Genomic DNA, 13,758 nt, shown 5'->3' with positions numbered 1-13,758 from the left:
GAATGAATGTGGAAACGACTAACGGCCCTCGCTCGATTGCGGAGGCGCTGGGCCAAATCACCTGGCTCCTGACCCAGTCGCCGGTGCACAAACACCTGAAACTCGCCGATTTGGAATGGTCGATCATGCCGGCGCTGCTCCAGGAGCAGTTCCGCGTGTTTCGGTTCGGGCCGTTGCCCGGACTGGAAGCGGTCAATCCCGGGGACTTCATTCCCGGCGTGACGAAGGAGGGCCTTGAGCAGATGCCGCTCGGCGTAGCGCTCTGGGCGTGGCTGTCGGAGGCGGCCGAGCAAAAGGTCGAGCGTGGCGAGCGGCTCGATCCCGCGGAGTGGAACGCCGGTGACCGGCTTTGGCTGCTCGAATTGATCGCGCCGTTCAGCACAGCGGAAAACCGGCTTGCCGAGGCTATGATGGCCGATCTGATCAACGGGCCGTTTGCAGGCCGGACATTTAGTCTGCACCGCACCGACCCCGCAACCGGCCGCAAGGACAAGGTTACGTTTGGGTAGTCACAGGAAGCAGGCGGGGAACGACAGCAATGGTGGTTGTCCCCGCCAAAACCAAACCGACGCTTTAGTCCCCAGATCCGATCGGCGAAGTCACGACCATCGCCGGGTTCAGGCTGCTGCTCGCGAATTGAGAATAGGAGCCCGCTCTTCGCCGACATTGCGTCGGAACGGGCGAGCCTGCTGTTCCCGACGAGCGATGTAATGGCGGTGTACGACCACAATATGCCGTTCAAGCGCTTTGGTAGGAATCCTAAAAGCCGACCGGCCGTTTCCTACTACTGACCGTGCCATCGCTTAGACTCGGCCAGACCGCCTTAACCAGTTGCCGCGACGATGGCCTGGTTCTTCTCCTCATTTGATGGATTTGCCGCTTCCGACGAAAGCGGCCGAAGATAGCTCCGGGCGCTAGAGGCGGCTCCACGTCCCCAAATCTGCGATCGATCGGAGGCGAAAGAGGCGCGAGGTATCTTCCGGAATTCAGGCCCTTATCCCGGGATGACAATATTGATGTTGGCAGATCAGGGCTATGGCGCGAGGCGCTCTCGGACCGTTACGCGCGATATTGAGGGATTTCCCCCATTGTCGGTAGACTTCCGGCTGTTATCGTCGCTAGCTTCCATGCCCTGGAGGACCCCATGTCCGAAATTCAAGCAGACGACAAGAAGCCGCAGCCCGATCCGGCGGAGGAGAATGCGTACTTTCCCTCAAGCTATTCGCTGAGCCAGTTCACTTCGCCAAAATCTGACCTGAACGGCGCGGATTATCGGACTCCATATCAAGGTAGAAAAAAGGTCCTGATGATTGGTGCCGACGAGCGCTATTTGCTCACCGATAACGGTACATTCTTCTCAACCGGCAATCATCCGATTGAAACACTCCTACCGATGTATCATCTCGATAAGGCCGGTTTCGCATTTGATGTGGCGACGATCTCAGGCAATCCGGTCAAGTTCGAGTTCTGGGCGATGCCATCTCAGGATGATGAGGTGAAAGGGTTTTTCGCCACATATCATCCTCGGTTCAAACAACCGCTCAAGCTCGCCGATGTGATCGCGCAAGGGCTCGATGACTATGCGGCCGTCTTCATTCCGGGCGGCCATGGCGCACTGATCGGCCTGCCCAAGAGCGCGGACGTCAAGGCTGTGCTGGAATGGGCGGCAGCGAACGAAAAATTCGTGATCTCGCTTTGCCACGGTCCGGCGGCGTTCCTCGCGGTCGGCGACAGTGACATCTATCGTGGTTACAAAATCTGTGCCTTCCCCGATGCACTTGACGCCAAGACTCCTGACATCGGCTACATGCCGGGGCATCTGACCTGGAAGTTTGGCGAAAAGCTGAAAGCGCTGGGCTTCGAGATCATCAATGACGGCATTTCCGGCGCTGTGCATCAGGATCGGAAACTGCTGACAGGCGACAGCCCATTGGCTGGTAACGCACTCGGCAAACTTGCGGCCGAGACGTTGCTCGCAAACGTCGTCGGTTGATCGGCTGGAAAGGTCAATGAGCGCGGTCGCGGCTGAAGTGGCTGTTCGGAGCGTCCTCGCCATCGAGGATGCAGAAGATCTTGCCGCGATTGAGAGTGAGGTTCGCGCCTTCGCCGGGCCGCTGGGCTACGACCGTTTCGTGCTGTTCTCGGCATCTGCCGCGCAGGATGAAGTGCTCCAGAGTATTTATTGGGTCGAGGGCGACTGGTTCGGGGATGGCGAAAGCGTCGATGCTGAGACCTACATCCGGCGCTGTCCGGTGACGCGTCACATCCTTGAAGCCCATGAGCCATTCTTCTGGACCAAGACGGTTGGGGATAATGGCGATCTTTATAGGATTGTTCGTGCGCCGCGAGGGCGAGGGATTCATGGACTTCAGGTGCCCATCTTTGGTCCGCTTGGGCTGGAAGGAGCGATGAGTCTCGGCGGCGAGCAGATCGACGCATCGGCGCACGCCCGGCTTACTCTTGGCCTCGTTGCGGTGTCAGCTTTCCTCGCCGCGCGGAGGATATTGGAAGGCCCTGCCGGTGATGCGGCCGGCAAGCTCTCGGGACGGGAGCGGCAGGTTCTGGCTTGGACTGCCGCCGGACGGCGACAGGTCGAGATCGCCGCAACGCTTGGCCTGTCGGAGCGCACCGTCGAAAATCATCTGCGGCGAATCCGCAAACGTCTTGGCGTCGCGACGACCGCGCAAGCGATCCGGGTCGCGATCCGCAATGGCGAGATAGCGGCCTAGCCGCCGCGGGTCGGGAGATAAGAATGGGAAAGACAGTCCTCATAACCGGTGCGGCGTCCGGTTTTGGCCGAGGTGTCGCCTTCGGCCTTGCGAAGCGCGGGCATCGCGTGATCGCGGGGTGCCAAATCTGGCCGCAGGTCCGGGAATTACCAAATGCTATCGAAGCTGATGGCTTCGATATGGCCGGAGGTTCCGACTCTGAGCCAGGAATGTGTCCTATCGCGTTGTCGGGGCTCCGAAGCGGTCCGACCAAAATCCCAGGCCCTGCCGACCAAGGCGACAAAATCGGTCGCCAGCACCGGTCGGGCGGTTCGCGACCTACTTTACGCCGTTCGGGCGCCTTTTCGCGGATCCCGATAGCCGCCAGGCTGCTTCACCCTCGTTGAGCATGGCGCCCGCGATCATCGAGCGCCTTGAGCTGGGTGGAAGGCGGCCCGGCAGTTATCGGGCGATCAATGGGGAAAGCCGACAAAACACGGTCCGATCATTGCTTACCCATCGTGCTGGCCAGCGATTCGAGGTAGGATGCGCGATCCGAGATGAGTACAGCCTTGCACTCGAGAATGACTTGATTTCGATACGTCAACGCCGAATTGGCGACGTCAAGAGTTTCTGCAGAGCATTGCAAGTCCAGATATCGTTTCCACTCACGCTGCGCATGTCGTTGGCGAGATGAACGCATAGACGAGATGATTTTCCGGAGGCGATCAGATTGTCTGGCAACGGCCGCGTCTTGGCACATCATAACGTCGAACTCGCCACGGCCTTCACCTTCCCCGGCGATTTGACAATCACCTGCATGGTACGCTGCTGATCCGGTCTGTGCTAAGTCAGGCCGAGGATAAGAGTCCGCTTGCTCTCCGGAAGTTATGATAGCGAGACTGATCACGAGGGTTCGAGTCAGCATCCTTCGGCTCCGGTCATTAGGCGATATTAATACACGTGATAGGGTCGTCAACCGGGCGTCAATCTCGAAGGGGCAAACGTCCATTTCTGGGGCGACAACGGCTTGACCGGTGCTGACGGCCGATTCCATCCCCCCGAACAGCTCAACGTGGTTTTTCAACGGCCGGCTTTCAGTCTGAGATCGCCACTAAGCTGCCGGTCGTCGCAAGTTCCAAGTTCGGCACCGGTCCCCGCCGTGCCGCGAGGTAATGCGTGTTCAGGTGGACTGCGGTAAGTTGATGTAGTCGCGCCGATCGGTACAGTGAGGTTGATGCTATCCCTTGACGATCCCAGATGGAACGAATTGCAGCATGCCTTCGGTGATGCTGCTGATGTCCCCGGCCTTCTGAGAACATTGGCCTCGTCCACCGCCCCCCAGACAGGCCATCAAGCCGAACCATGGTTCACGCTCTGGTCCAGTCTGTGGCATCAAGGAGATGTGTACACTGCTTCCTACGCCGCGGTTCCCCATATCGTGCATATCGCAAATCAGGCTATAGAACCTGTCGATTCCTCATTCTTCCAACTCCCCGCCGCCATTGAGGTGGCTCGGCAAACCGGGCATGGACCGGAGATTCCCGCGATTTATGCTGACGACTATCATCGTGCGATTGCGCAATTGGTGGAGAATGTGAGCCTTCACCGGAACGAGGCCTGGGATCAGTCGATGCTCCTGTCGGCCGCAATGGCGCAAGCCGTTGCCAAGGGGCATATCGACGTCGCTGAAGCGCTGCTTTACCTGGATGCCGATTGGATCCGTAAGATCATTGACTGCGAGTACGATTAGGCTTCCTGCGCCGACGAGCCCGAGTTACCGGCCGCTCATAAGCCGTCCACACCTCGACGGACCGCGGCGCTATGGTCCTCGCTCGCAACAAGCTTCCCCCCGGCCGTCAGCCTTTGATCCCAAGACGGGCGCTCCTAAATGACCATGATTGCGGCGCCCTCGGTCAGGCGGAAGATGCAGGCGCGGCTGGACAGCCATTCAAAATCGTTTTCTTAAATCGGGGCCGGTCGTTTTGCCCGCTGGCGCCTGCTCGCTTTCGACGGCCGGCCACCATGCATTCATTCCTAATATTGTTTTCATTCCAAATTCATCTCGCTATCCAATAGCCATCAACGGTCTCCATTGGGGTCGAGAGCTCCGCGGCATTCAGGGGAATGTGCCGCGGGAACGGGGGCAAGATGGATTATTTCAAAAGATTCAGTGGGCGTATGCGCCTGGCCACGGAGACGATAGCAGCGATCGCGTTCGGCCTAAGCAGCGCGGCAAGCGCCGCTCCTGTGGATTCCCGCGAGGCGCAGATGCGTGCGGCGACAGAGGCCGCCTGGTCGGCGGCGCAGGCTGGTCCGCGCGACATTACGCTCGAACGACAAGGGACGATTCACATTCCCGCCGGAGAGGTCTTTATCCCGGCGCGGCAGGCCAACGACCTGATGGCGTCAATGGGTAACAGCCGCGAGCCCGGGCGAGTCGGACTGATTCTGCCGCGGGGCGAAAAGGCCCGCTGGCTGGTCGACGTCAGTTGGGTGCATGATGGTTATGTGCGTGATGGGGACGCCAAGGAATGGCAGCCGGATGCGATGCTCGAGAGTCTGCGGGCAGGAACGGAAAAACAGAACGACGAACGGCTAGCGCGCGGTATTCCCGCGCTCGACATCACTGGCTGGGTTGAGAAACCGAATTATGACGAGAAAACCCACCGCCTGATTTGGTCGCTCGCGGGTCAGATACGCGGGGCGCCCGCGGACCAGGCGCAAAATATCAATTACAATACCTACGCTCTCGGCCGGGAAGGGTATTTCAGCCTCGACCTCATCACCGATTCCAAAGCTATTGAAGCCGATAAGATAGTGGCTCGCGATCTCCTCGCGTCGCTCGATTTCGCGCCGGGCAAGCGATACGAGGATTTCAACAACGCCACCGACAAGGTCGCCGCATACGGCCTTGCGGGCTTGATCGGCGCGGTTGCGATCAAGAAGTTGGGCCTGTTCGCGATCATTCTTGCATTCCTCCTTAAGGCCTGGAAGATCGGATTGCTGCTGCTCTTGGGGGGATGGGCAGCCACCAAGCGCTTCTTGGGCCGCCTCCTTGGCCGCGGCGACGCCCCGGAACCGGACGACGCCAGCATCGATGCGCTGGCAGACGCTCCCACGGGAGAAGACATCGAGCATCTCCGGCAGCCTGCAGAGACCGCAAACGGCCCTTCCGTGTAAGAGATGGTGAAACTCCTCATTCTCGCGCTTAAGCTGTTCAAGCTCGGAAAGCTTGGCGGCACGGCGATCACGATGATCGCGTCGCTCGGGGTTTATGCGCTGGCCTTTGGCTGGCGCTATGCGGCCGGCTTCATCGGCCTGCTTTTCCTGCATGAGATGGGACACTATCTGGCCGCCAAGCAACGCGGTCTCGCGGTCGGTGCTCCGACGTTCATTCCATTTGTGGGAGCGTGGATCGAACTCAAGGAACAACCGGCGGACGCTGAGACCGAAGCGTATGTCGCGTTCGCCGGGCCGCTCCTTGGTACGATCGGCGCGATGGCCTGCTATTTCGCGGCGCGCGAGTTTGATAGCCGGATTATGCTGGCGATCGCTTATTCCGGATTCTTCCTGAATTTTTTCAACCTGATCCCGATATCACCGCTTGATGGCGGCCGCATAACCGGCATACTTTCTCCGCGCGTCTGGTTCCTCGGTGTGCCGATCGTCCTCGGCGTGATGGTCTACCATCCGAGTCCGCTGCTGTTTGTGATCGCGATCATGGCACTGCCATCGCTGAAGCATGCCTGGCAGTATGATCCGGCCGCCCCGGAGAACCAAGCCTATTACGGCGTGCCGCTGGAGAAGAAGATCGAATATGGGCTGTTCTATCTCGGCCTTGTGGTCTTTCTCGCCCTCATGACGAGCAATATCCATGAACTCCTAGGGCCGGCCATTCGATAGGAGGTGGTGGAAATCGACCACGGCAATTTGCTCGATGGGCGGGCTGTTCGCAATGGCAGGTATCAGGCTAGCGGATCACCTCTCCCCGAGCGTCCGGAAATGGGGCGCCTTCTGCCGGACCGGTTGCCCGCCCGATTTCCGTCCGGCAGGAATCGAGAGCCATCCACTCAGATTCCAAGCGCGGAACGCGAAGGGCTGGGCGGACTCCGGTCGGGCGACTGTCTGCTCGTTGGCAACTATATCGGACGCTGCTCGCGAGCGAACCAACCGCTTGCTTCAGGGAAGAATAGACAGGCTACAGCGACAATCTTCAGCAACTCAGCCATGGCCGCAATGAAAAACATGCGTTGGGAAGCGATATTTGTATTTTGTAAAAATGTTGCAGCGAATCCAAGGATTCCACACACTACAAGCGTGGTCAAGATCCACCGCGCAACATTGCTTCGTTTTTTAGAGATAAGAAACCAGAAAAAGATACCTACTGCTACCGGGATGATGCTAACGATAGAAATCGTAATCTCGTTATACAGAAATGCACGAGCAGACTTGCTCGCGGCAATCGCACTCCTTGAGGAAATGTTGTTCGCTAGGTCAACTAGCAGAGCTGCAAGAAGAAAACGCTCGAACCAGCGGATAGCTTTCGGTCGCACTCCTTCCTCCCAATTTTAGCTGCATATGCAAAGTCGATGGATGAGTGGCCACTTTGAGGCAAGACTGTTTAGTCGGCTTGCGCCTGCAGCGAGGGCGCTTTCCGTCGGGCCGGTGGCGCGCCTGATTTCGGCCGGGCGGGGTATCGAGAGCCCCCAGTCGGATTCTGAGCACGGAACGCGGAGGGCTGGATGGGATTTGAGACGGTCCGCTTTCCGGTTAAGCATCTAAAATTGCAGACGATCAGCCTTCACTCCACCTCGCTGTATTCCTCTACGAGTTGCAGGGTGTTGGACCGATAACAGTAGATCGGCACCCCGCCTACGCCATCCCTCAGCCTCAATTGAATGCAGTTCTTATCGGGGAAGGCAATGTATCGCGCGTATCGGTTCGACATCGCCATAGATGGTGTTTCGTGTACTTTCGCCGCCCAGCGCTTCGCGGCGTCCTGCGCTTGCCCGATAGAACCGTTCCAATCGTGCAACCGCCTCTCGCTTTCAAGCGCACGCGACTGGCCGGTCTCATAGCCAATGTCGAATGTACCTACGCCCGCAAGCCCAACGAGGAGGATTTTGGACGCCTTGTTCATGCAGGCAGCAAAGCATTTTCAGCGCCTGCTTCCAAGCCCATATCACGCCTGCTCAAATGTCCACTACTGGGGCGAATGCCGCCGGTCTGTCCCTCACGACGCCGGCTCGGACAAACTTTACCGAAAGGCAGGGCGCCAGACGGTGAGGGACGGGGACACCCTGTTCCAGTATCTTTCGAGCCGAAATTGCGTGAACGGTGACGGCCGATTAACCAGCGAGGACCTAATTCGACGCTATGGGTGATCCCGGTCCGACGTTGAGTTTTATGACGAGCCGCGCGAAGGCGTTGCCGCTCGCGATCATCATTCCCGCTTTTTTCCCACTGTTCACCGCGGGCGCTTTCCTGTTCCTCGGCGGGTTCCTTTATGGCGAGGTTCCCGATCATTGGTGGTTCGGGCTGGGGTTCGCGCTCGTGCTCCTTGGCATGCTCTGGTGGGAAGTGGGTTTGCTCCGTCTCGTCATCCAGCCGGACACGCTCACGCTTTCGAAGGAGGGAATGACCATGACGCGTTATGGTCGCCCCTCAAGCTATCGCTGGGCGGATTATCGCATGGCGACCGTGCAATTCGTCCCGACCGGCCGTTCTGGAGAAAACTGGGTGCGACTGGAGCCGAGAACGGGTGGTGTCGGCACTGTGATGATCCCGGGCGACAAATACGTCTATCCGCTGGACACGATCTTCGATGCCGTTCAGCAGGCACAAGCGGGAAAGCTGGTGGATCCCGGGCCAGAGAAGGCGCCGCGCCTCTTTGTCTATGGCGTGGTCCCGTTCTGCGCCTTTGCCACGCTAATGTTCCTCGGCGTTCAGTTAGCTGCGGGGGTCTTGGTGTGGAGGATCACGCATTGACGTTTGCCCCTGGCTGCGCCGCGCGACAAGGAATGCCAAGAAGCGGTCCCTTCATCGTCCAACGATGCCCCTCATGCGATTGTTCGCCGTTGTCGGGCTGCAAATCGAAATCCAGCCCGGCAGCTACCTGCGATTCGTTTCCCAATAGCTGCCTGAGCACTTTGTCCCCAAGCCCGGTCATGCGGTGAATGGCTCGTCCTTTAAGTTGCCCGCCCACTTACCTCGTGCGCCCGGAAAAATGGCCCCGGATTGAGTGTATTGCGGGTTGAGTCCTTATGCTCGCGTTCCCAAATTCCACGGTGCCTCCCGATTGCTTTCTGGAGGCGGGACCGGGCGGCCGGTGCGCATGTCCAGGCGAAAGCTAAAGGTGCCGGCGCGTGCATCTATCGCGCGTTGCCAGTGCTCGGTCCCATCAGCCGTTTACGCCGGTCAGCCGCTCTTAGCCAGTTCGGCAAGCCTGTCTGCACTGGCCTTGCGCCGGGCGTGATATGCGCCGATTGCCTCCAATAGGACGCTTCTCGATGCGCCGCCGGCAAGTGTCTCGATAGCGCCGAGTTCCCGCTCTACGTCGGGAAACACGTCGTTTTCGATCTGACGATAAGGCGTGAGACGCGCCGCAGCCTGGCTGACCGCGCGCATAAGCTCTGAATTATGCGCGGTTGCCGCGATCGCTCCGAACAGGAGCGCGGTGCGCTCTGCGATGCCATCACGCCCTTGTGGAATATCGGTCGCCGGAAACGGGCCGCCCCGCCACCGGATCGCCATCGTCATCAGCCGATGATGCCAGGCGAAGATCGTCCTCAAGTCGCCCGCATCAAGCCGCGGTACCCGAAATCCGTCGCCGGGCGTCGATTCGACCAGACGCTCGCCGGCCAGTCGCCATAATGCGTCCCGGACCGGCGTGGCGCTGACGCCCAATTGCTCCGCTAGGCGTGCAGCCTCGAGCCTGTGGCCGACGGGCCAGTCGCCGGCAATCAGCCGGCGCCGTAGCGCATCATAGGTTGGCTCGAGGACATGAGCGGGGCTCACGGCTCAGTCCTCCGGCCTGCGGCAAAATCCGCGAGCATTGCCGCCTGGTCGGGGCGGAGCGCGTCGATTGCGCCGATCCGCGCCGGTATGTCGTCGCCCAGCAGGATCGAGGGGCATTGCCCCTCGTAATTGCCGAGATTGGGACGATGCTGAACGTAACCGACGAGCTCGGCGAGTTCCCGCGGGAATGTCCGGGCGATCGGCGGCGGATAAGCGAGCCACTGGTTCTCGTAAGGCTTGAGCCAGCCCAGGCAGTAGCCGATGACGATCCCGCGTCGCGGCATGTCGGTGCGGTTTGCGCCGGCACCATGCGCGGTCGAGCCAAGAATGCAGATCGCCGATCCGGGTTCGCACTCGGCAGCAACTGGCTCAACCAGGTCGCTGCGCGCCATGCCGGCGGATCCGTGGCTGCCGGGATAAATAAGCGTGGCGCCGTTCTCCCGGCGGAACGGGGTCAATGGCCAGATCACGTTGACGAGATATTCATGCCCGCCTTTCTCGCCCTGCCACATATCATGGTCGCGATGCGGAAATTGCTGCGCCTCGCCCGGATGAATCTCGATCGCCTGCGCGACGTTGAGCTGGATCCGGTCGCAGGCCGCGCCAAGTACGCTCTCGACCATCGTCAGGATCGTCGGATTGAGCACCAGCGCCGCCGAGCGCGCGGAGCGACGTAACAGGCTTCCGAACCGCTTGGTGCGCTCGCCATAGAAATGCCCCCAGCAGAAGGGCGTCGCGACGAAGTCGGCTTCGAGGTCGGCCTCCAGCGCCCGGATGATGGTTGGGGGCAGGGCGTTGGGGACGATGCACCAGCCGTCCCGGAGCAGGTCTTCGGTCTTGCGCAGCGCGATCGTGTCGAATGACGAGTGGGCGTTCATTGTCCACCCTCCGGTCCGGTCGTGGCAAGCGCATGGGTCAACGCCTCATAGGTGCCGGCGCCGCGCAGCCGGTCGAGCGTATCCGGCTCGATCCTGATGTGGAGCGCAGTGAGCAATTCAGCGCCATGCTGCATTGGCTGCCCTAGCGCCTCACAAGCCCAGCCAAAGCGCCTGACCTGCTCGAACCACGCGAGCTCAGCGACCCCGGTATAACCGGTAAGGCCGGTTTCGAGCGCATATTCGACGAGGGCGGTGACCAGCTGGTTGCGCGCGCTGCGTCGCTCGTCCGCTCGCTGGTGGCGATCAAGACAGAATCGCGTGATCTCGCGGATCGTGGGCCCGGCGGGCAGGGGGCCTGCACAGAGATGAGGATAGAGATCGCCTAGCAGGTGCGGGCGATCGGTCTTGAGGAGACGCGCTGACGCGCGATGCATGCACCCGTCCGCCAGCAGGATCAGATATTCGGCGTCGGGATTGTCGAACTGGTCGAGCTCATATTCGCCGGCGAGCGCCGGCACGTCCCATTGCAGGAGGTCGATGAACACCTCCTTTCTCGCGCGGAACATCGCGCGCATCGCCGCATCGCCATCGATGGTCGGCTTGTTTTCGGTTCGAGGTAACATCACGTGTCTCCCACGCGGCGCATCCGCTCGCGCAAGAAGAACACCGATTGGGGAGGCTTTCCCATACCGCGAAATGGGGATGGGAAATGCCGCCCCGCATCCAAAATCAAGCGTCGCCGCGATAGATCAATGATCCTCGCGCCATCGGAAAATATCGGAAAAGCTGATCAGGCCGTCGTACAGCGCGGCCACGACGAGCGAGGTTTGCTTGGGCACCTCATAGCGCTCATGGGCGGCCTTCAGATGAGTGATTACCGTGGCGCGGCTGATCCTGAGCATCTCGGCAATTTTCCCGGTGCTCTTGCCGCGCGCCGACCAGAGGACGCATTCGCGTTGCCGGTCGGTGAGTTTGGGTGCGGACACCGGCGGCACCCAGCCGGAAATCCGCCGCGCGCGCTCGATCGCAAAGCCGCCGAGCAGTTCGGCTGCCATAAGCATGTCGGTTGGCAGCGACCGGTCGAGACCGGTGACGAAGCTGCACGAGGCGGTCACCTCACCCGGAAGGTGGCGTGGAACGGTGAAGCCGTCAGCGATCCCGTGGCGGCGACCGATGTCGAACATCGCCCGTTCGCCGCGGGTGATCGGGATGAGATCGGGCATCTCGGCCCAGCGAAAGCCGATCAGGCTGTGCTCGCCGGCGCGCCGCACCGGATCGCTCGCGGCGAGATTGAAGCTGGTGTAAACATCAGCCCAGGCGGCGGGATAATTATGGAGCAGGATCGACGCCCCGGACTCGCTCCCGCAACCGATCTCGAGCGACAGCGCGAAATGGTCAAATCGCATCTCGAATGCCGCACGCAGCAATGCTTCCTGCAGCCCGTCTGCTGACCGGGCTGAACGGACGAGGCCGCCAAGGGCCTCGACGAATTCAAAGTTCATACTCCTGCTTCGGCCGCTGGTCGTGGATCTATCCCATCAAGCCCAGGGCACGCCCTTCATTCTCCGGTCCCCGCCGCATCAATTGCCACGTTGAGCATTGGGGAGGATCCACCGGCGCCGAACAGGACATCAGCGCTCAGGGATCGATTGGTGGTTGCTGGCTGCGAAATCCGTTTCTCAGCGCGGGTGATGCGTCGCGCGGCATGTGCCAGGTCCCCAGGAATAGCGCTCCCAGTGCGAGATAGGCGTATATGCCAAGGCCCGAATGATAGGCCAGCAGGGGCGTCCGGGGCAGCAATGGCGCCGTCACGCTGGCGACAATGTTTGCCAGCGCGAACCCCGATGCCCAGATCGGCCAGAAACGAATCGTCTTTAGCGCAAGCCAGTAGAACGCCGCCGCGACCGCGAGATCGATCCCCAGCACGACGGTTTGGGCCGGCGCATAAAATTGTGGATCGATCAGCCGCAATACGGTGGTCGCAAGGGAGGCGACGAGATTGACCATTGCGCCAATGCGCTCGGGCAGACCGCCCCGCACGAGTGCAAATCCCGTGACGCCAAGCAGCACGGCATTGAACAGTAATGCGAGACCCCAGCGAAGGTCCATCCGCGCCTCCCTTGCCGTTCAGGCTGCCACGGCCTCTTCGAGGCCCGCCAGCATCGGCTTTGGTGCGCCTTCGCCCCAGGCGGTAACATCGAGCCCGAGGTCGCGCCCGACAGTCTCGGCGCTGACATGGGCACGGATCGCCATCTGGCATTGTCCCTCGGTCAGCGCCGCGAGTGCTCCCACCGTCGCCTTGACCGTCCGATGCGACATCGCAGGCGACAATTCGTGCGCTTCGGTCGCATCGAGCGTGGTCAGGAGGAATTGCGCGATGTCGCGCTGGGCCAGGTTGATTGACCGTTCGGCCTGGCGCAGCTCCGTTGCGATGACCCTGCTCGTTTTTACCAGTGACTTCATGCTCATTCTCCGACGGCCCGAGTTGCCGTTTATTGCGGGTTGGCGCCGATCAGCAGGGAGAGGACGAATAGAAGCAACGCGGCGGTACCGACGGTGAGCGGAGCCGCGATCGCTATGATCGCGGTCCAGACCGTCAGATGTCTCCAGTTTTGCCAGTTCATCCGTCCCTCTGCAGTCGGCAAGGGCGACGGAAGCGGCCAAAGTTCCGGCGGTGAAGGTAGGATGGTTCCCGGGTAGAATCCCTCTACCCCTGATGCATGGAGGGAAAACATCCGAGCGGCCTCGAAGCGGTCAGCCGCACCGAGGATATCCTTCGCTTGTAGAAGTATCTTGTCGACCGCACGGGGGCTGACGCCCTCGATCTTGGCGATCTCTTTCGATTTTCGATTCTGCGTGACGTGCCAAAGATATAGCCGGTGGCGGTCGTTCAACTTGGTAAATGGGTCTTCAACCGTGGCGGATGGACCTGACCGAGCCATTACGCGATCTCTATGCTGTTTCTGCCATCCGATTCGGGAGGCTTTGGGGTCAACTTCGCCAGCGCTACGATCACCGCTATCGTGTCCGTCATGTTATCTCATTTGATTGTATGACGATTGCTTCGCAGCGGCAACGCCGGCTGGTCCGTGACACGCCCATAGATCAACATTGCCGGGCGCATGGAGGCCGATGGCGAGACAAGGCGGTTC

16 protein-coding genes are annotated in these 13,758 nt (G+C 60.4%); 7 read left to right on the top strand and 9 right to left on the bottom strand.

Annotated features, from left to right (window positions below; translation table 11 throughout):
• Positions 1-8 precede the first annotated feature (8 nt).
• From NED98_RS10605 to NED98_RS10580, 6 genes are all read left to right on the top strand, one after another.
• A complete protein-coding gene (locus tag NED98_RS10605) occupies positions 9-509 on the top strand; it encodes a toxin-activating lysine-acyltransferase (RefSeq protein WP_265312951.1) in 501 nt (166 codons plus the stop codon).
• A 635-nt stretch (positions 510-1,144) separates the two neighbouring features.
• A complete protein-coding gene (gene hchA, locus NED98_RS10600; RefSeq protein ID WP_265312950.1) occupies positions 1,145-1,993 on the top strand; it encodes a glyoxalase III HchA in 849 nt (282 codons plus the stop codon).
• 16 nt (positions 1,994-2,009) lie between these two features.
• Positions 2,010-2,729 (top strand): PA1136 family autoinducer-binding transcriptional regulator, encoded by a 720-nt coding sequence (locus NED98_RS10595; protein WP_265312949.1) that lies wholly within the window; start codon positions 2,010-2,012, stop codon positions 2,727-2,729.
• A gap of 1,249 nt (positions 2,730-3,978) precedes the next feature.
• Entirely contained in the window at positions 3,979-4,461 is a 483-nt protein-coding gene (locus tag NED98_RS10590; RefSeq protein WP_265312948.1) for a hypothetical protein, read from the top strand.
• A 398-nt stretch (positions 4,462-4,859) separates the two neighbouring features.
• Complete coding sequence (locus tag NED98_RS10585) at positions 4,860-5,891, top strand: DUF2167 domain-containing protein (protein ID WP_265312947.1); 1,032 nt, start codon at positions 4,860-4,862, stop codon at positions 5,889-5,891.
• 3 nt (positions 5,892-5,894) lie between these two features.
• Positions 5,895-6,614: a site-2 protease family protein gene (locus NED98_RS10580; RefSeq protein ID WP_265312946.1), complete on the top strand. Its 720-nt coding sequence runs from the start codon at positions 5,895-5,897 to the stop codon at positions 6,612-6,614.
• A gap of 236 nt (positions 6,615-6,850) precedes the next feature.
• Here NED98_RS10580 and NED98_RS10575 read toward each other — a convergent pair whose 3' ends face one another.
• Both NED98_RS10575 and NED98_RS10570 read right to left on the bottom strand, forming a co-directional pair.
• Complete coding sequence (locus NED98_RS10575; RefSeq protein WP_265312945.1) at positions 6,851-7,264, bottom strand: hypothetical protein; 414 nt, start codon at positions 7,262-7,264, stop codon at positions 6,851-6,853.
• 248 nt (positions 7,265-7,512) lie between these two features.
• The gene (locus tag NED98_RS10570; RefSeq protein WP_265312944.1) at positions 7,513-7,851 is read right to left on the bottom strand and encodes a hypothetical protein; all 339 of its coding nucleotides are present in this window, start codon (positions 7,849-7,851) and stop codon (positions 7,513-7,515) included.
• A gap of 266 nt (positions 7,852-8,117) precedes the next feature.
• On the opposite strand from NED98_RS10570, the gene NED98_RS10565 reads away from it, so the two are divergent.
• Complete coding sequence (locus NED98_RS10565; RefSeq protein WP_265312943.1) at positions 8,118-8,699, top strand: hypothetical protein; 582 nt, start codon at positions 8,118-8,120, stop codon at positions 8,697-8,699.
• Positions 8,700-9,128: 429 nt separating this feature from the next.
• Here the strand turns inward: NED98_RS10565 and NED98_RS10560 are convergent, their stop codons facing one another.
• From NED98_RS10560 to NED98_RS10530, 7 genes are all read right to left on the bottom strand, one after another.
• Positions 9,129-9,728, bottom strand: coding sequence for a GntR family transcriptional regulator (locus NED98_RS10560; RefSeq protein WP_265312942.1), 600 nt, complete (start codon positions 9,726-9,728; stop codon positions 9,129-9,131).
• Positions 9,725-10,606, bottom strand: coding sequence for a phytanoyl-CoA dioxygenase family protein (locus NED98_RS10555; protein WP_265312941.1), 882 nt, complete (start codon positions 10,604-10,606; stop codon positions 9,725-9,727). Before NED98_RS10555 ends, NED98_RS10560 begins: the two co-directional genes overlap by 4 nt.
• The gene (locus NED98_RS10550; RefSeq protein WP_265312940.1) at positions 10,603-11,181 is read right to left on the bottom strand and encodes an acyl-homoserine-lactone synthase; all 579 of its coding nucleotides are present in this window, start codon (positions 11,179-11,181) and stop codon (positions 10,603-10,605) included. Before NED98_RS10550 ends, NED98_RS10555 begins: the two co-directional genes overlap by 4 nt.
• A gap of 174 nt (positions 11,182-11,355) precedes the next feature.
• The gene (locus NED98_RS10545) at positions 11,356-12,108 is read right to left on the bottom strand and encodes a helix-turn-helix transcriptional regulator (protein ID WP_265312939.1); all 753 of its coding nucleotides are present in this window, start codon (positions 12,106-12,108) and stop codon (positions 11,356-11,358) included.
• A 136-nt stretch (positions 12,109-12,244) separates the two neighbouring features.
• The gene (locus NED98_RS10540; protein WP_265312938.1) at positions 12,245-12,715 is read right to left on the bottom strand and encodes a hypothetical protein; all 471 of its coding nucleotides are present in this window, start codon (positions 12,713-12,715) and stop codon (positions 12,245-12,247) included.
• 18 nt (positions 12,716-12,733) lie between these two features.
• The gene (locus NED98_RS10535) at positions 12,734-13,069 is read right to left on the bottom strand and encodes a hypothetical protein (protein WP_265312937.1); all 336 of its coding nucleotides are present in this window, start codon (positions 13,067-13,069) and stop codon (positions 12,734-12,736) included.
• 29 nt (positions 13,070-13,098) lie between these two features.
• The gene (locus NED98_RS10530; RefSeq protein ID WP_265312936.1) at positions 13,099-13,548 is read right to left on the bottom strand and encodes a helix-turn-helix transcriptional regulator; all 450 of its coding nucleotides are present in this window, start codon (positions 13,546-13,548) and stop codon (positions 13,099-13,101) included.
• Between the last annotated feature and the right edge of the window lie 210 nt (positions 13,549-13,758).

It is taken from the genome of Sphingomonas lycopersici, assembly GCF_026130605.1.
In the GTDB taxonomy this organism is placed as follows: domain Bacteria; phylum Pseudomonadota; class Alphaproteobacteria; order Sphingomonadales; family Sphingomonadaceae; genus Sphingomonas; species Sphingomonas lycopersici.
The sequence above is the reverse complement of the archived record's forward strand: the minus strand, read 5'-3'. Positions and strand labels throughout refer to the sequence as shown.

Bases quoted from the DNA above. Each gene is read 5' to 3' on its own strand.
- NED98_RS10595 (WP_265312949.1), top strand. From the start codon at position 2,010: ATGAGCGCGGTCGCGGCTGAAGTGGCTGTTCGGAGCGTCCTCGCCATC.
- NED98_RS10535 (WP_265312937.1), bottom strand. From the start codon at position 13,069: ATGAAGTCACTGGTAAAAACGAGCAGGGTCATCGCAACGGAGCTGCGC.
- NED98_RS10545 (WP_265312939.1), bottom strand. From the start codon at position 12,108: ATGAACTTTGAATTCGTCGAGGCCCTTGGCGGCCTCGTCCGTTCAGCC.
- NED98_RS10550 (WP_265312940.1), bottom strand. From the start codon at position 11,181: ATGCGCGCGATGTTCCGCGCGAGAAAGGAGGTGTTCATCGACCTCCTG.
- NED98_RS10555 (WP_265312941.1), bottom strand. From the start codon at position 10,606: ATGAACGCCCACTCGTCATTCGACACGATCGCGCTGCGCAAGACCGAA.
- hchA (WP_265312950.1), top strand. From the start codon at position 1,145: ATGTCCGAAATTCAAGCAGACGACAAGAAGCCGCAGCCCGATCCGGCG.
- NED98_RS10540 (WP_265312938.1), bottom strand. From the start codon at position 12,715: ATGGACCTTCGCTGGGGTCTCGCATTACTGTTCAATGCCGTGCTGCTT.
- NED98_RS10585 (WP_265312947.1), top strand. From the start codon at position 4,860: ATGGATTATTTCAAAAGATTCAGTGGGCGTATGCGCCTGGCCACGGAG.
- NED98_RS10530 (WP_265312936.1), bottom strand. From the start codon at position 13,548: ATGGCTCGGTCAGGTCCATCCGCCACGGTTGAAGACCCATTTACCAAG.
- NED98_RS10580 (WP_265312946.1), top strand. From the start codon at position 5,895: ATGGTGAAACTCCTCATTCTCGCGCTTAAGCTGTTCAAGCTCGGAAAG.
- NED98_RS10570 (WP_265312944.1), bottom strand. From the start codon at position 7,851: ATGAACAAGGCGTCCAAAATCCTCCTCGTTGGGCTTGCGGGCGTAGGT.
- NED98_RS10565 (WP_265312943.1), top strand. From the start codon at position 8,118: ATGACGAGCCGCGCGAAGGCGTTGCCGCTCGCGATCATCATTCCCGCT.